The sequence below is a fragment of the Arthrobacter ipis genome (assembly GCF_014694315.1).
In the GTDB taxonomy this organism is placed as follows: domain Bacteria; phylum Actinomycetota; class Actinomycetes; order Actinomycetales; family Micrococcaceae; genus Arthrobacter; species Arthrobacter ipis.
In genome coordinates this window covers 82,169-99,371 of sequence record NZ_JAAOXD010000002.1, presented here as the reverse complement: position 1 = coordinate 99,371, position 17,203 = coordinate 82,169, and the positions used below count along the sequence as shown (strand labels likewise).

General features: G+C 62.6%; 16 protein-coding genes, 1 pseudogene and 1 riboswitch. Of the genes and pseudogenes, 7 read left to right on the top strand and 10 right to left on the bottom strand.

Annotated features, from left to right (window positions below):
- Window positions 1-24: 24 nt before the first annotated feature.
- Complete coding sequence (locus tag G9E11_RS05930; RefSeq protein ID WP_246468772.1) at window positions 25-1,395, bottom strand: MFS transporter; 1,371 nt, start codon at window positions 1,393-1,395, stop codon at window positions 25-27.
- Window positions 1,396-1,851: 456 nt separating this feature from the next.
- Here G9E11_RS05930 and G9E11_RS05925 point away from each other — a divergent pair, with 456 nt between their 5' ends.
- Entirely contained in the window at window positions 1,852-2,634 is a 783-nt protein-coding gene (locus tag G9E11_RS05925; protein ID WP_246468771.1) for a VanW family protein, read from the top strand.
- Window positions 2,635-2,802: 168 nt separating this feature from the next.
- On the opposite strand, the gene G9E11_RS05920 is transcribed toward G9E11_RS05925, so the two are convergent.
- Both G9E11_RS05920 and tcuA read right to left on the bottom strand, forming a co-directional pair.
- Complete coding sequence (locus tag G9E11_RS05920) at window positions 2,803-3,492, bottom strand: GntR family transcriptional regulator (RefSeq protein WP_311764302.1); 690 nt, start codon at window positions 3,490-3,492, stop codon at window positions 2,803-2,805.
- 60 nt (window positions 3,493-3,552) lie between these two features.
- Window positions 3,553-5,046, bottom strand: a complete 1,494-nt coding sequence (tcuA, locus tag G9E11_RS05915; RefSeq protein ID WP_190603831.1) for an FAD-dependent tricarballylate dehydrogenase TcuA — start codon at window positions 5,044-5,046, stop codon at window positions 3,553-3,555.
- Between the two features lie 261 nt (window positions 5,047-5,307).
- On the opposite strand from tcuA, the gene G9E11_RS05910 reads away from it, so the two are divergent.
- From G9E11_RS05910 to G9E11_RS05900, 3 genes are read left to right on the top strand one after another with little or no spacing between them, the layout of a single operon-like run.
- The gene (locus G9E11_RS05910) at window positions 5,308-6,288 is read left to right on the top strand and encodes a Bug family tripartite tricarboxylate transporter substrate binding protein (RefSeq protein ID WP_190603829.1); all 981 of its coding nucleotides are present in this window, start codon (window positions 5,308-5,310) and stop codon (window positions 6,286-6,288) included.
- Window positions 6,285-6,932 carry a tripartite tricarboxylate transporter TctB family protein gene (locus G9E11_RS05905; RefSeq protein ID WP_190603827.1) on the top strand — a complete coding sequence of 216 codons (648 nt, stop codon included), beginning with the start codon at window positions 6,285-6,287 and terminating at the stop codon, window positions 6,930-6,932. The genes G9E11_RS05910 and G9E11_RS05905 overlap by 4 nt, the downstream gene beginning before the upstream one ends.
- Window positions 6,932-8,440 carry a tripartite tricarboxylate transporter permease gene (locus G9E11_RS05900; protein ID WP_190603826.1) on the top strand — a complete coding sequence of 503 codons (1,509 nt, stop codon included), beginning with the start codon at window positions 6,932-6,934 and terminating at the stop codon, window positions 8,438-8,440. The genes G9E11_RS05905 and G9E11_RS05900 overlap by 1 nt, the downstream gene beginning before the upstream one ends.
- Before the next feature lie 134 nt (window positions 8,441-8,574).
- On the opposite strand, the gene G9E11_RS05895 is transcribed toward G9E11_RS05900, so the two are convergent.
- Window positions 8,575-9,126 carry a dihydrofolate reductase family protein gene (locus tag G9E11_RS05895; protein WP_190603816.1) on the bottom strand — a complete coding sequence of 184 codons (552 nt, stop codon included), beginning with the start codon at window positions 9,124-9,126 and terminating at the stop codon, window positions 8,575-8,577.
- A gap of 108 nt (window positions 9,127-9,234) precedes the next feature.
- A complete protein-coding gene (locus tag G9E11_RS05890) occupies window positions 9,235-11,214 on the bottom strand; it encodes a multicopper oxidase family protein (protein WP_246468769.1) in 1,980 nt (659 codons plus the stop codon).
- A 331-nt stretch (window positions 11,215-11,545) separates the two neighbouring features.
- Here G9E11_RS05890 and G9E11_RS05885 point away from each other — a divergent pair, with 331 nt between their 5' ends.
- Together G9E11_RS05885 and G9E11_RS05880 are read left to right on the top strand one after the other, a co-directional pair.
- On the top strand, window positions 11,546-12,001 hold the full coding sequence (locus G9E11_RS05885; protein ID WP_246468767.1) for a hypothetical protein: 456 nt from the start codon (window positions 11,546-11,548) through the stop codon (window positions 11,999-12,001).
- Between the two features lie 409 nt (window positions 12,002-12,410).
- Window positions 12,411-12,737: a YciI family protein gene (locus tag G9E11_RS05880; RefSeq protein ID WP_190604217.1), complete on the top strand. Its 327-nt coding sequence runs from the start codon at window positions 12,411-12,413 to the stop codon at window positions 12,735-12,737.
- A gap of 130 nt (window positions 12,738-12,867) precedes the next feature.
- On the opposite strand, the gene G9E11_RS05875 is transcribed toward G9E11_RS05880, so the two are convergent.
- The 4 genes from G9E11_RS05875 to G9E11_RS05860 all read right to left on the bottom strand — a co-directional run bounded on the left by G9E11_RS05875 (window position 12,868) and on the right by G9E11_RS05860 (window position 15,485).
- A complete protein-coding gene (locus G9E11_RS05875) occupies window positions 12,868-13,848 on the bottom strand; it encodes an aldo/keto reductase (protein ID WP_190603812.1) in 981 nt (326 codons plus the stop codon).
- 36 nt (window positions 13,849-13,884) lie between these two features.
- Window positions 13,885-14,130 (bottom strand): hypothetical protein, encoded by a 246-nt coding sequence (locus G9E11_RS05870; RefSeq protein WP_190603809.1) that lies wholly within the window; start codon window positions 14,128-14,130, stop codon window positions 13,885-13,887.
- Between the two features lie 79 nt (window positions 14,131-14,209).
- Window positions 14,210-14,632: an oxidoreductase gene (locus G9E11_RS05865; protein WP_190603807.1), complete on the bottom strand. Its 423-nt coding sequence runs from the start codon at window positions 14,630-14,632 to the stop codon at window positions 14,210-14,212.
- Window positions 14,633-14,642: 10 nt separating this feature from the next.
- Window positions 14,643-15,485, bottom strand: a complete 843-nt coding sequence (locus G9E11_RS05860) for an SDR family oxidoreductase (RefSeq protein WP_190603806.1) — start codon at window positions 15,483-15,485, stop codon at window positions 14,643-14,645.
- Between the two features lie 156 nt (window positions 15,486-15,641).
- Between G9E11_RS05860 and G9E11_RS05855 the strand changes: the two genes are divergently transcribed.
- Window positions 15,642-16,532, top strand: a complete 891-nt coding sequence (locus G9E11_RS05855; protein WP_190603805.1) for a helix-turn-helix domain-containing protein — start codon at window positions 15,642-15,644, stop codon at window positions 16,530-16,532.
- A gap of 159 nt (window positions 16,533-16,691) precedes the next feature.
- Here the strand turns inward: G9E11_RS05855 and G9E11_RS21000 are convergent.
- Window positions 16,692-16,834, bottom strand: a pseudogene (locus G9E11_RS21000) (transposase); the annotation flags it as partial.
- Between the two features lie 294 nt (window positions 16,835-17,128).
- Window positions 17,129-17,203, top strand: a riboswitch (cyclic di-GMP riboswitch).

The window sequence follows — 17,203 nt, the reverse complement described above, 5'->3', positions numbered from 1 at the left end:
TTTTCTTTCTTGGGTGGGTGTTTGTCAGTGCTGCTGCAGGGGCTTCTTGGAAGTCTCCACGGCGAACAGGACTGCGATGAGGGAAACCAGTGAGGCGGCCACGAGGTACCAGCCGGGGGCCAGCTTGTTGTGCGTGAGGCCGATGAGGAGCGTGGCCATGAACGGGGCGGTGCCGCCGAACAGGGCGTTGGAGAGGTTGAAGCTGACGGCGAAGCCGCTGTAGCGGGTCTTCGTGGGGAAGAGCTCGGCCAGGAAGCTGGGGAGCGTGCCGTCATTCAGGGTGAGCATGCCGCCCAGGAGGATCTGGACCAGCACGATCACCAGGAAGTTGCCCGTATCCAGGAGCATGAACGCCGGCACCGTCAGCAGCATGAAGAGCACGGACGCGGTGATCAGCATCCGCTTGCGGCCGAACCTGTCCGACGCGATGCCGGTGAGGAAGATGAAGCCGATGTAGCTGGCCAGGGCGATGGTAGTGGCCAGGAATGATTCGCCAGCGCCGAAGCCCAGTTCCTCGGAAAGGTAGGTGGGCATGTAGCTGAGGATCACGTAGAAGCCGACTGCGTTCAGCAACACCGCACCGGTGGCGATGATGAGCTGCCTCCGGTTATTCCGGAACATGTCCCGGGCGGGTTTGTTGGTCCCGTGGTCCTCCTGGGAGAGGGCGCGGAAGGCGGGGGTGTCCTCGAGCTTGGTGCGGATGTACCGGCCGATCAGTCCCATGGGGGCGGCGAGCAGGAACGGCAGGCGCCATCCCCAGTCGTGCAGTTGGGATTCGCTGAGGACGCTCGTGAGGAGCGCAGCCAGCAGGCTGCCGAGGAGCAGGCCCGCCGCGGTGCTTGCGGGTACGACGGCGGCATAGAGTCCGCGGCGATGTGCCGGAGCGTACTCCACCAGGAAGGCGGAGGCACCGGCGTACTCGCCGGAGGCGGAGAATCCCTGGACGACGCGGACCAGCAGGAGCAGGACCGGCGCCAGAAGGCCGATGGTCCCGTAGCCGGGGATCAGGGCGATGCAGAACGTGGCCACGGACATGATGACGATCGAAAGCGACAGTGCTTTCCGCCGGCCGAGGCGGTCGCCGATGTGGCCCCAGAAGAAGCCGCCCAGGGGACGGACGAAGAAGGAGACGGCGAAGACGCCGAAGGTTGCCAGGAGTGCTGTCTGGCGGTCGGCTTCAGGGAAGAAGACCGTGGAGATGATCCCGGCCAGGTAGCCGTAAACGGCGTAGTCGAACCATTCGACAAAGTTGCCGATGAAGCTCGCGGTGATGACCCGGCGTCGGGTGTCCTTGCTGACCTCGTCGCCGGTGTGGGGTTGCTTGGTGCCGGGCTGGCCGGGCTGGCTGGTCAGCGGCTCTGCTGTTCCGGCCGATTGGGTTATCGGGTGTTCCATGTGTCCACCAATAAACTTGGGGTTGCTTCTGTTGCAACACTGTTGCACCAGAATAGGCGTGACTCAGCTCACCCGTCAATGGGTATTTGGTTGTCGTTTCTGGCCCCCACCGTTAGGAGGCGCGCCGGATGGCGTTGTTGAGCATGCGCGGTGGAGTTGCTTTTGCTGCAACATTGTTGTGAGGCACGCCGCGATGTGGGCGTGTGGAGATGCAACGCTTCCTCAGCTTTGGTCGCCTCTTCCCTCACGCGTCCTCACGGAAGTAGCTGCTGATTTCCCGGTTTCCTCCAGCGTCTGGAAAGATGTTGCCAGCCGGGTCTCCGGCCTTCTGCGTGTCCCGTTGAATCGGGCCGTATTATTGGGGGGAAGTTGCCACGAAAGCTGTTTTGCGAGCTGTCTCCGCTGACCTATAAAATTTCGGTCCAGCGCATGATCCTCGCCCGGAGGTTGCGCGATATGTTGTCGCGGACTTCGTTCGCCCGGAACCGCGGGGAGGACGCCCTGCCTGTGCTGGTCTACCGGCACAATTCGTTGATACGCCGGAAGCTGGGAAACGTTGACTTGCGCCTGCAGGAAAACAAAGCAGTCAGCCTTGGGATCGCCGCGCCGATGGTGAACCTCGTGGTGATTCGCCCCGGTGAAACCTTTTCCTTCTGGCGGTTGGTCGGAAGCTGTACAGAGGCCAAGGGCTACCAGGAAGGCCTCGTCATCAACCGTGGTCGGGCGGACTCAGGCATCGGCGGTGGCTTATGTCAGTTCACCAACTTGCTGCACTGGATGGTCCTTCACAGCGAGCTGACTGTTGTGGAGCATCACCACCACGGGGACCTGGACCTGTTCCCGGACTTTAACAGGCAGATCCCTTTCGGGTCGGGAACGTCGATCATCTACAACTACCTGGACTACCGCGTCCGCAACGACACGGACCAGTCCTTCCAGTTCGTGGTGAGCACGAATGACGATTACCTGTGCGGCGAGCTTCGGGCTGAACGTGTATCCGGGGTCAAGTTCCATATCCGCGAGGAAGACGCCTACTTCTACGAGGCACGGGGGCAGGTCTACCGGCACAACCAGGTCATGCGGCTGACCCGGGACAAGCGAACCGGCCTGGTGACGTCCACTGAAAAGATCATCGAAAACAATGCTCTGGTCACGTACGACCGCGGACTGATTAACGCACCTATCCTTCCGGACCGGCAGCATGCCGACCAGAAAACAGTCTCAGCGTCAGGCGCTTAGCTGGGGCTCCCCAGAGGGCGTGTCTGAATAGCGACAAATTTGGAGTTGGCCTGGCACGTAGGTTGTCATGCCATTCCTTGAGTATCGGGTGTGCTGGCCGCGCCCATTGAACCCGGGAACGAATTGGAGCAAGCGGGGTGGCGTTCGAGCCGCCCCGCGGCAGTGGATCTAACGGCGGGAACTGTTGTTGGTCAGCGGATGTTGCAGAGCTGTTTCCCGGAGGAGCTGCAGACGCAGGGTCCGCGCTGTTTCCATGTGTTGCCGCGCAATCTTTCCGGCGGCGTCGCTATCCTGCTGTTCGATGGCACGCGCCAAGGCCTCGTGCTCGTCGAGGGATTCGGTCCAGCGGTTTCCTGTCGAAAGGGTGGACCGGGGTGCGTGGATGAGGTGAGTTGACAGCCGGTCCAGCAGGTCCTTCAGAACAGGGTTATGGGCGCAGTTCCAGATGGCTGCGTGGAACTCCAGGTTCGTGGTGATCCTGGTGTGGTCATCAGGTTCTTTGAGTTGCCGGTCGCGCTGCAGTAACGCGTCAAGACGCATCAGGTCCGCGAACTGCCGAGACCGGGCTGCCTGGCGGGCGGCTTCTTCCTCAAGGAGGATGCGCATGTCATAGATTTGGATGACCTGCTGCGGGTCGACTTGGGGCACCTGGAGATTCCTTGCTACCCGCTCCAGGAGCCGTTCCTGTTGAAGTCGGGACAGCGCCTCCCGGACGGGGGTCCGGGAGACGCCGAAGCGTTCAGCGAGTGAAGTTTCTCGAATGGCAGTGCCGGGTTGATGCACTCCGGACAGGATTTCGCTGCGCAGGGTCCGGAAGATGGTCTCTCCGTCCATGCGGGGGGCTGCTGTATCCGTCACTAGTCTGGTCCTTGAGGCATTGGAGTGGTTACCGCGGGCGGCGCTCGTTCGATAGGAACTTTACGCCAGAACGCCGGCCCGCCGTCCGAAGACGCAACCGGCAGCAAGTCCGGTGCCGCCTGGGTAGTTGGTGCTGAACAGTCCGCCGAGCATTTCACCGGCCACGAAGAGGCCTTGGATGTGCTTGCCGTCCGCGTCCAGGACGCGGCCGTGGGTGTCGGATTTGATGCCGCCGAAGGTGAAGGTGATCCCGCAGGTGACGCCATAAGCGTAGAAGGGGCCCGTTTCGATGGGCGCGGCCCAGTTGCTCTTGACCGGTTCGGTAGCGGCCATGCGGCCATCTTTGATGTTCGGGTCGAACGGGATCGAGCGGTCGATAGAGTTGTTGAAGTCCGTCACAGTCTTGGACAACGACTCCGGATCCAGGCCGATCTTGACGGCCAAGTCCTCGAGCGTGTCCGCGACCTCTACCGAGATGCCGGGCATGTCGTATTCTTCGCTGCGCAGCATCGGGCGAAGGGTTGCATCGAAGATCTGGTAGGCCACTGATCCAGGCTGCTTCAGAATTTCCTTTCCGTATTTGGCGTAGGTGTAATTCCTGAAGTCCGCGCCCTCGTCCAGGAAGCGTTTGCCTTCCGTGTTCACGATGATGCCAAACGGGTAACTCTGTCTGGTCAAGCGGTTGGTAAGTTCGCGGTTGCTTTCATTGGTGGGGGTGAAGGCGTCCCACTGGACGCTATGGCAGGTGCTCCAGTCGCCGCCCTTGGTGGCGCCGATCTCCAATGCTGCTGCGATCATGTCGCCGGTGTTGTACGGAGTACCCCTGACCTTGGCGTTCTCCCAGCCTTCGCCCAGGTAGTCCCGTCGCCATTGGGTATTGGACTCGAAGCCGCCGGCGGTGAGGATCACTGATTCTGCCGTCAGGCGCAGTTCACCTTCCGTGGTGTTGACGACGACGCCGGCAAGGCGCCCGTTCTCGACAATCAGGCTTTGCGCTGCGTGGCCGTACCGGACATCGATGCCCAGTTCGGCAGCGACCCGGGTGTGATCCTTAATCAGGCCTTCGCCACCTCCCACATTGCCCACGTGCAGGCCGCCCCAGAAGAGATAGGACCCGTCCGCGCGCTCAAAGGCCTGACGCTCGTACATCAGGCGGTATTTCAGGCCCAGACCGTTGAGCCAGCGAAGGGTTGACTGGCTTTCGGCGATGAGGACCTGCGTCAGTTCCGGGTCGTTGCGGCCTTCGGTCACCTTTTCCAGGTCCGCTGCATATTCTTCACCGCTGTACGGGGGAACAACCGTCCGGACGTGCCGTTCATCGGGTTCCACTAAGCCCTGCAAGTCATCCAGACCGCTGTGCACGATCCGTGTGGCGCCGGCGGTGTAGAAGCTGTTGCCTCCGGCCATGTCCTGCTCGCCCTTTTCCAGCAATACAACACGCCTTCCGCGTTGCGCCGCAGCGTGGGCCGCCGTGAAGCCTGCATTCCCGCCGCCCACCACGATCACGTCAAAGCTGTCCGCACTCTGGGTTCCGGCTCCATTACCGATAGACATCCGTGGTCCTTTCATTGGGTTGGTGAATCCCACTGTATACAAACGTATGCAGGGACCGCAAGGTGGTTGATGTCTAACAAAATGGAGTTGCCGGAGTCGGGAAAACTTGCCGGTGATGGGCATCGCGGGTATAACTGTATTTCATTGTATACAAAGGTATCCCGACCGATGCCAGAGACTTCAGCACCCCTATCACGGCTGGGATCCGCCTCAGCAACGTACTTTCGCACCGCCCAACAACGTCGTTACGGAACGAGAACCATGAAAAATCCCCTACGCAATGCCGTCTTCGGACTGGTCGTGGCTGTCGTCGCCGCGCTTGCGTTCCTCAATGCCGGCACCGCCGGCGGAACGAGCACAGCCAGGAACAAGCTCACCCTGATCGCCCCGGCCGCTCCGGGCGGCGGATGGGACGGATTTGCCCGCGAAGGACAGCAGGCACTCAAAAGCGGCGGCGTCGTCAACAACCCGCAGGTGGTCAACGTGCCCGGAGCCGGCGGAACGATCGGTCTGAGCCAGTTCGTGCAGACCCCCGGGCGCGAAGATGCCTTCCTGGTGACCGGAGGCGTGATGGTGGGGGCCATCGAACTGGGCGACAACCCCGAATCCATGGCCGATGTGGTTCCCATCGCCCGCCTGGCCGATGACTATGCCGCGCTGGTCGTCCCGGCCGACTCCAAGTTCAAGACGCTGGCTGACTTCCTGGAAGCCTGGAAGAAAGACCCCGGGGGAACGTCGATAGGCGGCGGTTCCCTTGGCTCCATCGACCACCTCCTCAGCGCCAAGGTAGCCAAGACCGTCGGGATGGATCCCAAGGACGTGAACTACATCGCCTACTCCGGCGGCGGCGAGGCGTTGACGTCCCTGCTGTCCCACACCACGGCAGCCGGTATGTCCGGCTACAACGAAGTCAGCGACCAGATCGAAGCGGGCACCCTGCGCGCACTGGCCATCTCTTCCGAGGAACGGCTGGAGGGCGTGGACGTCCCCACCTTCAAGGAACAAGGTGTCGACGCGGTTATGTCCAACTGGCGCGGCTTTGTGGCAGCACCCGGCACCACGGACGAAACGAAAGCGGAATTCATCAAAATCGTCACCGAGATGCGGAGCAGCGCGCACTGGCAGGAAGCCCTCAAGCGCAACAGCTGGACGGACACCTTCTCAACCGGCGAAGAATTCGAGCAGTTCATCACCAACGAAGTCACAACGGCCCAAGAAATCGTAAAGGACCTCGGCCTATGAGCATCACCCAGAACCAAGCAGACGCAGAAGCCGGAACGGAACCGCAAGGCAAACATAAGCCCGGCTTCGGCACAGGCCGCAGCGAATTCGTTGTCGTCGCCGTACTCTACACAGTCGCCATCTTCCTCACCATCGGCACCGTAACCATGAACGTGCAGGGCAAATCAGCCCCCGGCCCGCAGTTCTTCCCCGTCATCGTATGCATCGTCCTGTACCTGGTCGCCACCCTGCTCGCCATCCAGATCCTTCGCACACCGAAGGTCCCGGACAACTCCATACACCCCGGAAGCGGGCAGTTCTCCGCGGACATGCTGCACGACCTGGGGCACCTTGGGCGGGAAGAAGACGGGACGTTTGACGATGCGCCACCCCAAACCCCAGTCAAAACATGGAAGACCTACTCCGACTGGCGGACAGTCGGCCTGATGCTCGGAGGCGTCGTCGCCTTTGTCCTGCTGCTCGAACCGCTGGGGTGGATCATCAGCGCGGCAGCGCTGTTCTGGCTTGTCGCCTACGCCCTCGGCAGCCGCCGCACCATCTTCGACATCGGGGTGGGGTTGTTATTTTCGTCAGTCATTCAACTTGCCTTTGGCGCCGCACTGGGCCTCAGCTTGCCCTCCGGCTTCGTGGGAGGAATCCTCTGATGGAACAGCTCGAACTTCTCATGGGCGGGTTCGCCAGCGCCCTGACCCCCATTAACCTCCTCTGGGTGCTGATCGGCGCGCTCCTGGGCACCGCCGTCGGCGTCGTTCCCGGACTAGGCTCCGCCATGGCGGTGGCGTTATTGCTGCCCGTGACGTTTTCACTGGAACCGACGGCTGCGTTCATCATGTTCGCCGGCATCTACTTCGGCGGACTCTTCGGCGATTCCACCTCCGGGATCCTGCTCAACACCCCGGGCCACTCGTCCGCCATCGCATCCACGTTCGAGGGCCACCGCATGGCCAAAAGCGGCCAGGCCGCCAAGGCCCTGGCCACCTGCGCCATCGGCGCGTTCATCGGTGGCCTGATCGCCACCACCCTGGTGGTGTTCTTCGCGCCAACCCTGGTCAAAATGGCCACCGTCTTCGGCCCGGCCGAGTACTTCGCCCTGGCCGTATTCGCATTTATGGCCATCTCCGCCGTCGTCTCCGAATCCGTGATCCGCGGCATCGCAGCCCTGGGACTCGGCCTTGCCCTGGCCCTGGTCGGCATTGACGGACCCAGCGGCACAGCCCGGTTCACCCTCGGCATGCCCCAGCTCTTCGATGGGATCTCCGTCATCGTCATCACCGTGGGGCTCCTCGCACTCGGCGAGGTATTCCACGTCGCCTCCCGCATCCACCGCGACCCCGTGGTCAGCAGGATCGAAACGAAGGGCCGGGCCCGACTCAACCTCACCGACTTCAGGAAAGCCCTCCCGGCCTGGCTCCGCGGCACCGCCTTCGGCGCCCCGTTCGGCCTGATCCCCGCCGGTGGCGCAGAGGTTCCCACCTTCCTGGCCTACGGCACAGAGAAGCAACTGGCCAAGCGGCGAAACGACCCGGAGTTCGGCACCACTGGCTCCATCCGCGGCCTCGCTGCCCCCGAAGCAGCTGCCAACGCTACCGCCGGCACCGCTATGGGCGCCCTCCTCGCGCTCGGGCTGCCGACTTCGGCGACCGCCGCGATCATGCTGGCCGCATTCCAGCAGTACGGCATGCAGCCTGGCCCCCTGCTCTTCGAACGAAGTGGCAATCTGGTCTGGGCGCTGCTGGCATCCTTGTTCATCGGTCTGGTGATTTTGGTAATGATCAACATCCCGTTCGCCTCCGTCTGGGCGAAACTGCTGAGCATCCCTAAGCACTACCTTTATGCCGGCATCACCGTCTTCTCGATGCTCGGCGTGTACGCGGTAAGCTCGGCGGTGCTCGACCTGTGGCTGTTGATCGGCATCGGCCTTATCGGATTCCTGATGCGCCGCTACAACATCCCGCTGGCACCAGTACTTATCGCAGTGATCTTGGGCCCGATGGCCGAAACCGAGCTCCGCCGCGCGCTTGCCGTCTCGGAAGGGGATCTTGGCATCCTCGTGGACAGCCCTATCACCACCACTCTCTACCTGGTCCTAGCGGCCGCACTCACCCTCAGCGCCGTCCAGCACCTCCGCCACCGAGCCAGCCGTAAACGCTAGCTACCTGAGCAAAACCATCAAGGGCCCCTGATCTCTCGATTGCCTGGATAGGCAATGGAGAGGTCAGGGGTTTCCTTCATCTCGGCTGAGTGCGGGACCGCAAGGCTCCCGCTGCCCTTCTGAAGTCGAAGCGTTCAGTCGTTGCGCACGCTGTAGGTGCTGACGACGTTGCCCTTGCTGGTCCTGTACTGGTCCTTTAGTTCCAGCCTGGTCAGCGGGTCGCCGTCCTCGAAGAGCCGCCGCCCGCTGCCGGCCACGACGGGATGGGTCATGAGCGTCAGCTCATCGAGGAGGCCGGCGAACAGCAATTGCCGCGTGACTGAAATGCTGCCGCATACGGCGATCTCGCCGCCGTCGCGCTTCTTAAGATCTGCTACGAACTCCTCCAGCGGCGCCTCGACCAGGTGCGAGTTTTCCCACTCCAGCGGCTCCGACAGGGTGCGCGATACGACGAACTTTTCCACCGGGTTGATGAAGGCGGCGAAGTCCTCGTCCCGGGAAGCGTCCGGCCAGTAGCCCGCCCATTCCTGATAGCTGACCCGCCCGAGGACGACTGTGTCCACGGTGTTGATCATCTTGGTCAGTCCCTTGCCCAGGTCCTCATCGAAGCTGTCGAACTGGAACTTGAACGGGTCCTGCACCACGCCGTCCACGGAGTGGAACAGTCCGGCGGTCACTTTGCGCATCTCATCCTCCAAATAGGGTCGTCAGGCATTACGGTATTCGGCGGCGGCCGCCGGGGGAAGGCATTGCGTCACCGGACGGCATAGGTCAGGTGATTTCCCAGGCGAACATCATGGCGTGGTCCTCGTGTGCAGGTTGTGGCAGTGCCCCACGTAGGGCCCGGTGAAGTCCCGGAACCCCCGGTAGACGATTACTGACTCGCCCGGGTCAAGCGCGACCGTATCTTCTTTCGAGGCGTCATCAGGATGCCCGGGATCGGGTGTGCTGGTCACGTCCTTGCCATTGCGCATCACGGTCCGGTGTTCCTCCTGGTGCAGGTGTACCGGGTGAACCCAGCCGCCGCCACCGTTGCGGATCTCCCAGAGGTTGAAGCTTCGCTTCTTTTGCTGGGCCAGGGGTGTTCGGCCGGCAGGGTTTTTCAGACTTGCCAGCACGTGTTGCGGGTCGAAAGGCTTGCCGTTGATCAGCCACTCGGTCTCACCTCCGGCGCTGCCGCGCTCCACCTCGAAAATCAGGCGGTCGTCCAGCATGCTCTGCCAGTTGCTGGGCAGCGGCGGAAGCCGACGGAGGCCGGCGATGGGGATCTGGCTGTCATCCGGCGCGGTATCGCCGATGACGAACTTGAGGACCGGCACCTTGTACCTCGGGTCAGGCGAGAACCGGGACGACTTGGACCACATCCGGCCATCGGGCATCTTCATGACATTAGTGACGTAGATGACGTCGCCCTTGGTGGTGGGCGTGCCGTCCTGGTACCGGGTGAAATCAACGATCACCTCGCGGCGCTTCGCGGGCCACAGTTCGAACGAGTCCAGTTTGAGCGGGAACGGCAGGAGGCCGCCGTCGGCGGTGATTTGGGTGAACTGCATGCACTGCTGGCCGTCCTCGATCCGGTACTGGCCCTGGAGTTCGTCGCCGTTGTAGCCAAGCGACGCCGAGGACCTGGGTCCCCGGGTGGAGGTCATCAGTTTGAAATCGTAGATGCGGGCCACCGAGCAATCCAGGAACCGAAAGCGGTATTTGCGCCGCTTGACCTCCAGCACCGGGAAGGCCGTGCCGTTGACGGTGAAGAGGTCGCCGACGAAGCCGTGGTTGGGGAAGTGCTTGTAGAAGGTCTTCCCCCACCATTCGGGGTGGGTCGCAGGGTTCTTGGCGGCCGGGTACTCGCCCAGCCCGTCGTGGAAATCTTTATGGACGGTAACGCCGTCGTCCAGGTTGCAGTCGAAGAACGCCAGCGGGATGTCGTATTTGACGTCAAATGATCCGTCCGGGTTGTTGGTGCGGACCCCTGGCAGTCGCAGTCCCCGCCGCTCATCTCCCATGTCCAGCCCGTTCTTTGGGTCATAGAGCGGGTACACGCCCACCATGCCCTTGTACACGTTGGCGCCGGTGTGGTCCATCGTGTGGTCGTGGAACCAGTAGAAGCTCTGCTTCTCGCGGTCGTCCCCGCCGGAGGGCAGGTTCAGGTACAGGTTGTCGACGAACATTCCCGGCCTGTAGCCCCGGTGCCTGGGCCCGGCGACCATCGAGTAGTGCGGGTTGCCGTCGCTCTCGGGCGCGGTGTGGCCGTTGTGCAGGTGGGTCAGGAAGGACAGGTCGGGGGAGCCGAAGTCCTGACGGTCGAGGTTCAGCGGGTTCTCGTTGAGATGGTTCTCGAACCGGACCAGGACGGGCTTGCCGTACTCCGCGTTGATCCTTGCCCCCGGAAAGCCGCCGTTGAAGCCGTAGATCGCGCTGGGAGGCAATGTCCGTTTGGTGCCCGCGGGGTACGTCCTGCGCCTTGCGTCAAACGAGATCGTAGGGCGGCCGTTTGCGTCGATCGGCAGCACCTGGGACGTGGTGAACGCGTGGGTCCGGAGCAGCAGGTCGACCTTGTAGACGATCGGGTCTGGATAGACGATCTGGCTCGGCCAGATCTGGTGCCGCTCGTTGCGCAGGGAGTTCTGCTGGCCAGGTCCCGGCCCGGGCGGATTCCGCCAGGCGCTGTACACCGACTTCGGCACCGGGGCCAGCGCCTTCAGGATCGGCAACGGGTCATTGAACGGCGAGAGGATCAGCGGGCTCGTGGGGAACTTCTCAATGTAAAACAAACCTTCACCAAGCGCCGTAGATGTCGCCGCGAATGCGCCGTCGGGCGAGAGGAGTCCTCTTTGGGCCAGCAACGGGCCCGCCCGGCATGGGGCGCAAGCCAAGTCAGCCACCGCCCCTGTCAACCCCAATACGGATTCCGAGACCAGATCCAGACGCGGGAACCTCCCTGTCCCCGTGGGTTAGCTTCTGCGGTGGTTCCCCAAGGCAACTACTTTGTATAACGGACCTTGGAAAAAGGCTGATGTCACCGTTGGCAGTACCAACCACGTTCCTCACGCTGCCCTAAGCTGAGGCCAGGGATCGGCGTCGAGATGTTAGGGGGCCACGATGATGCACCGGGCTGCCTTCGGCGGAGTTACCGCGATCGCACTATCGCTTGCAGCATGTTCGGCGCCGCGCGCGGAACCCGAAGCCACGTCGGCTGCGCCGCCGTCACAGCAGGAAATGCCGACGGCGGTGGTGCAAAGTGCGGGAGGTAAGAAGGCCGTGGTGCATGCAGGGGTGTCGTCCGCTCCCGAGGAGAGCGGCCAGCTCATCGGCAGCCTTGCTGCGGATGGGGCCGGATGCATCGTGGTACGCACCCGTGACGGAGAAACAACAACGCTGGTCTTCCCGGAAGGCACCATTTTCAAGGGCGAATCACTTGCTCTGCCGGATGGTTCACCCCTGTCCGCTGGGAACAACGTGGCCCTGGACGGTGCGCGTGTTCCGGCTGATGAGAAATTGAGCGTGTGCCCGAACTACTTCAGGCTCTTCTCAGTCGTGAGAGCCACCGTCAACCCATAGCTCTTCATTCAGAACCCCGCGTCATCAACGCTTCCTCACTTTTCGCCGGTTATTTATCGGCAGGTTCAAGGGGTCGTTGCAACACCTGAGTGATTGGTGTTGTTGTGGGACGTTTTGGTCGGCCTGAGGTGTTGCGTGAGGTTGTGCGGGTGCACTCGGCTGGAAAACCCCCGCACAAGCCCTCCAGCAAATTCTGGAAGAATCAGCAGCATAGGACGCGTGTTGCAACGACCACTGGAATCCGCCATCGACGCGTCCTCACTTCCTGTCGGGTTTTTTCCAACGCGTCCTCACCCGGCTGTTTCCTGGGCGGACAAGTTCTGGCGAGTACCGCCGTCGAACTTCCCCGGCTGGGGTATCTTGCGGGTATCCGATCGAAGTCAGTTAGAAGGAGTCACCCGTGGAATACATGCTTTTCATCTGTACCGATCCCACAGCGCCGAAGTATGTGGCCGCCGAGGACAATATTGAGGAATGGGGGGCCGAGATGGAAAGCCGCGGTGTGGCCCTGCACGGGGACAGGCTGCGTCCTGTTGAGGAGGCGACCACTGTGACGGTTCGCGGGGGAGAAGTAGTGGTCTCGGACGGGCCGTTTGCGGAGACGCAGGGGTGGATCGCGGGCTACGACATCATCAAATGTGCCGATCTCGACGAGGCGATCGAAGTGGCGTCCAAGCACCCCATGGCCAAATTCGGAAAAATCGAGATCAGGCCGGTGTGGCCACTCGGGGAGTAGTTCTCAGCTCCGCTCCGCCCTTAGGGTGAGTGCCGCCGTCGTCCGCTCCGCCCGTCCCCTAGGCCTTGCACTTCGAGGGCTGACGTTCGGCCCCAAAAATCAAGTGGGGGTCGTGCCCTGACTCTTCGGATCAGCGGTCGATCGACGCCATGTTGGTCTCGTCGTGACGTTCTCCGGCGGCCGGCCGGAGCATGTTCAGCCGGTTCAGCTGGTCGGCGGTGAGTTCGATGCTGTCCGCCGCGGTATTCTCCTCGAGGCGTGAGACCCGGCGCGTGCCCGGGATGGGGGCGATGTCGTTGCCGCGCGTCAGCAGCCAGGCGAGAGCAGTCTGTGCGGGGGTTGCTCCGACCTCGGCGCCGATAGCCTTCACCTCGTCGACTATCGCGAGGTTCCGGTGGAAGTTCTCGCCGGTGAAGCGTGGGTTGGTCTTGCGCCAGTCGTCGTCGGGAAAGTCATCCACGGAGCGGATTTGACCGGTCAGCAGGCCATGACCGAGCGGTGAATATGGGACAAAGCCGATGCCGAGTTCGCGCAGCAGCGGCAGGATCGTTTCCTCCACGTCGCGGGTCCACAGGGAGTACTCCGTCTGCAATGCCGTGACCGGCTGGACGGCGTGTGCCCGGCTAATGGTCTCCGGAGAGGCTTCTGACAGCCCGAAGTGCAGCACCTTGCCCTCAGCGATCAGGTCCGCAACGGCCCCTGCAGTTTCTTCGATCGGCGTTTTCTTGTCGACCCGGTGCTGGTAGTAAAGGTCGATGTGATCGGTGCCGAGGCGCTTGAGGGAGCCTTCTACGGCGGCTTTGACGTTCGCGGCGCTGCTATCGATCACGCCGGGGCCGCCGTTGAAGTGGGAGACCAGGCCGAACTTAGTGGCGATTTTGACCTGTTCCCGGCGTCCCTTGATCGCCTGGCGCACGATCTCTTCGCTGAGGAACGGTCCATAGATCTCGGCCGTGTCGATGTGGGTGACTCCGAGATCGAGGGCGCGGTGGATCGTACGGATCGACTCCGCGTTATCCAGGGTGCCCTCGCTGGTGTAGGTGCCGGCCATAGTCATGGCACCGAGTCCGATGGCGGAGACTTCAAGGTCTCCAAGGCGTGCGGTCTTCATTGGGTGTTCCCTTTCGATAAGAGGTGTGCGGTGTTGCTACTGGGCTTCAACGAAGGCCAGGGATTCTTCGAGATAGTCGACGAAGGCCGGGCTTCGTCCCTGGTCCCGGAAGAATGAAGCCGGGAGCGGCGGGCGGGGGGTCTCGTAGGCTTGGTCCGCCAGGGCTCGCTGTGGGAAGTCGTGGTGCACTACAGCGCCGCTGGCGACAAAGACGAAGTCACTGCCGTGATCGAGGGCCCGTTGGGCGGCGGCGGAGCTCATGAGGTCCCTGGAAACACCCACCAGGGTTGTGCCTCTTGGTAGATCTGTGAAGAGATCGACAAGCAGCTCGCCGGTGTTCAGACCGACCTCAACCCGAGTGTCAAGGCTGCGGACGACCAGGTCGAGGTAGTCCACCACTGATGCGCTCGTCCTCGGAGGGTCCAAGGAGCGTCCCGGATCCGATGAGGTCCTGGCGGGCGAATGCACCGCCGTGGTGCAGCTGGACGGACGCGAGTGCTCCGTGGCGGTGCGCGATTTCTGCCATGGCTGAGAGGCCGGGGATGTGGTGGTCGTTGAATATGCCAAGTTGGCCGGCGAATGACTTGCCGTTTGGCTGCACGTTGGCAGCGGCAGTGGTGAGCATTGAATATCCGCCAGCGGCGAGTTGCTCGCACCAGTGGAGGCCATGCTCTGAAGCAGTGCCGTCTTCGTAGCTCTGCTGGTTGGTCAGTGGGGCGAGAGCGAACCGGTTCTGCAGCACGGAACCCGTGGCGAGAGTCAGTGGGTCGGTCAGTATCGTCATAGGTGTTTCCTTAGGAGTCGTAGGACAGTGCCGCGGAGAGCGCACGGTTCGTTTCGATCTGTTCCTGGACGGCGGCTTGCTTCTGCTCGATGGCGCCCATGGCGTCGGCGCCCGCGACAAAGCGCGCGGGCAGGCTGCCTCGGTCGGAGAGCATGACCAGCGCGTCGGCCAGTTTTGCCGGGTCGCCGCCCTGCTGTCCGTTCATGCTCTTCCAATCCGCGATGGTGGAAGCTGCTTCCTCGGCATAGTCCTCGATCTGTACTTCCGGCCAGATCGTCGAGGAGCCTTCGACCAGCAGTTCGGTGCGGAAGAAACCGGGCTGGACGGCCATCGTTTCAATGCCGAACGGCGCAACCTCCGCGCTCAGCGACTCCATCCAGCCTTCGAGTGCGAATTTCGACGCTGCATAGGCCGATGTGAACGAACCGCCGACAAACCCCGCGGTCGAGGTTACCGTGAGGATTTGGCCTGAGCGTTGACCGCGCAGGACTGGCAGGACGGCGCGGGTCACGTTCAGGGGACCGAAGAAGTTCGTCTCCATCTGTGCCCGGATCTGCTCGGGGCTAAGGGTCTCGAAGAACCCGGCGTAGAAGTTCCCGGCGTTGTTGACCAGCACGTCGATGGAGCCGAAGCGGTCCACCGCAGCCTTGACGGCGGCTTCTGCCGCGGCTGGATCAGTGACGTCCAGCGTGAGAGTGAGCAGGTCCTCATGAGCTCCAACTGCTGACGCGACCCGGGCCGCGTCGCGGCCGGTGGCGACGACCGAGTGCCCTGCGGCCAGAGCGGACCGGGCGATGTCGACGCCCATCCCGCGGCTTGCCCCGGTGATGAACCAAACGTTCTGTTCTGCCATGACTGCATGTCCTTCTGCTCTGCGGATCCGGCCCGTTGCCCATCCATTGACCTGATAGATCCAGTAAAGGAGAACTGACAGGCCGGAGGCAGACCTGCTCTATAGGGTTAATAAGCGGGCCCCCCTGGAAGTCGCTGCCCGGCGTAGATTTAGAGCATGACCGTCGCCGCCAACGTCCGTGAGTTCCTCATTACGCGCCGGTCGCGGCTGACCCCTGCAGAGGCCGGGCTCCCCGACTTTGGAGGACGCCGCCGGGTGCCAGGCCTGCGCCGCGAAGAGGTGGCCCTGCTCGCTGGAATGAGCGTTGAGTACTACGTGCGCCTGGAACGGGGCAACGCGTCAGGTATCTCGGACGTCATCCTCGACGGCATCAGCCGCGCTCTCAAGCTCGACGACGCCGAGCACGCCCACCTGTACGACCTGGTGCGGGCCGCGAACCGGGGCACGAGGACACCGCAACGAAAGCCGGCCTCCCGCACTCAGACGATCCGTCCCGGCACCCGGCAGATCCTGGACGCGATGACGTTTCCCGCGATCGTACAGAACGGGAGGATGGACGTCGTTGCCACCAACACACTCGGGCGTGCGCTCTTCTCTGAGATGTTTGTGGAGCCTCATGAGCCTGTGAACTTCGCCCGTTTCCTTTTCCTCGATCCCCGGGGCAGGGTTGCCTACCGCGAATGGAACGACTCGGCCGAGCAAATTGTCGCTCTGCTCCGCGCCGAATCAGGGCGCGTGCCCTCCGATCGTGCCCTCCGGAACCTCATCGACGAGCTCTCAAACGGCAGCAGCGAGTTCGCGGCCCTCTGGGAAGCCCATGACGTGCGGATCCACCTCGCCGGCAAGAAACTCTTCCGTCACCCGGACGTGGGCGACCTCGATCTCAGTTACGAAGCCATGCAGCTCATGACCGATCCGGGGCTCCAATTCGTTGGCTTCACAGCCGAACCGGGATCCTCCACTGACCACGCTCTCCGCCTGCTCGGAAGTCTCGCGGCACGCCACCCCGAGGAAATCAGGCTCGAAAGGCAGGAAAGCCCCCAATAGAGGGGCGCCCACTTGATACAGCCTTGGAATTAAAGAACCTGCCGCTGCTTAGGCCATCAGCTTTACTTTAGCTATTTGCTCGGTCAGCCACTGACGGTAGACAGTGGCGAGGTCGTCGTTGCGGAACAGGTCCCGTTCCGGGAGGGAAATCTTGGGGCGTTTGCGGTCACCGCCTCTGCTGAGCCGGTGGCGGGTGGTTTTGCCCGAGGATGCCGGTATGGGCGCAACCCAACGAGGGCAGCGAACTGGGCCTCGTTTCCTGTGCGGTCGGGATTGTCTCCGACGGTGACCAGGAGCTGGCTGGCTACTTCTGTTCCAACACCTGGAAGGTCACAGAGCATCAGCGCGTAGCTTCGGGCCCGGAAGTTCCTCCGGCTGCACACCGGCAATCTCCTTTCGATGACCAACGCCCGCAAGGGCTCCGGGCGGGCGGCCGAACAGAACCTTCCGTTGCCACTCCCCGTCCCGGGACGCAGCGGCAATCCTGCGCGTTTACTGCGCTGAGATTGCGTGTTTCTGAAGAGGGGCCGTTCGATAATCAACCTGTGTCGGACCGGAGGATGGTTTCGGCATGATTCACCGTGTGGGCAACCGCTCATCGATAAGGGCAAAACCGGCGCGAGCCGGTGACGCAAAGCCACGGGACCCTTGGGGTTAGCCGGGCTACCGAA

What these genes read in the sequence shown, in the direction of transcription:
- G9E11_RS05930 (WP_246468772.1), bottom strand. Translation starts at nt 1,395, where the DNA reads ATGGAACACCCGATAACCCAATCGGCCGGAACAGCAGAGCCGCTGACC.
- G9E11_RS05855 (WP_190603805.1), top strand. Translation starts at nt 15,642, where the DNA reads ATGACCGTCGCCGCCAACGTCCGTGAGTTCCTCATTACGCGCCGGTCG.
- G9E11_RS05860 (WP_190603806.1), bottom strand. Translation starts at nt 15,485, where the DNA reads ATGGCAGAACAGAACGTTTGGTTCATCACCGGGGCAAGCCGCGGGATG.
- G9E11_RS05865 (WP_190603807.1), bottom strand. Translation starts at nt 14,632, where the DNA reads ATGACGATACTGACCGACCCACTGACTCTCGCCACGGGTTCCGTGCTG.
- G9E11_RS05875 (WP_190603812.1), bottom strand. Translation starts at nt 13,848, where the DNA reads ATGAAGACCGCACGCCTTGGAGACCTTGAAGTCTCCGCCATCGGACTC.
- G9E11_RS05910 (WP_190603829.1), top strand. Translation starts at nt 5,308, where the DNA reads ATGAAAAATCCCCTACGCAATGCCGTCTTCGGACTGGTCGTGGCTGTC.
- G9E11_RS05905 (WP_190603827.1), top strand. Translation starts at nt 6,285, where the DNA reads ATGAGCATCACCCAGAACCAAGCAGACGCAGAAGCCGGAACGGAACCG.
- G9E11_RS05885 (WP_246468767.1), top strand. Translation starts at nt 11,546, where the DNA reads ATGCACCGGGCTGCCTTCGGCGGAGTTACCGCGATCGCACTATCGCTT.
- G9E11_RS05925 (WP_246468771.1), top strand. Translation starts at nt 1,852, where the DNA reads ATGTTGTCGCGGACTTCGTTCGCCCGGAACCGCGGGGAGGACGCCCTG.
- G9E11_RS05900 (WP_190603826.1), top strand. Translation starts at nt 6,932, where the DNA reads ATGGAACAGCTCGAACTTCTCATGGGCGGGTTCGCCAGCGCCCTGACC.
- tcuA (WP_190603831.1), bottom strand. Translation starts at nt 5,046, where the DNA reads ATGTCTATCGGTAATGGAGCCGGAACCCAGAGTGCGGACAGCTTTGAC.
- G9E11_RS05880 (WP_190604217.1), top strand. Translation starts at nt 12,411, where the DNA reads ATGCTTTTCATCTGTACCGATCCCACAGCGCCGAAGTATGTGGCCGCC.
- G9E11_RS05895 (WP_190603816.1), bottom strand. Translation starts at nt 9,126, where the DNA reads ATGCGCAAAGTGACCGCCGGACTGTTCCACTCCGTGGACGGCGTGGTG.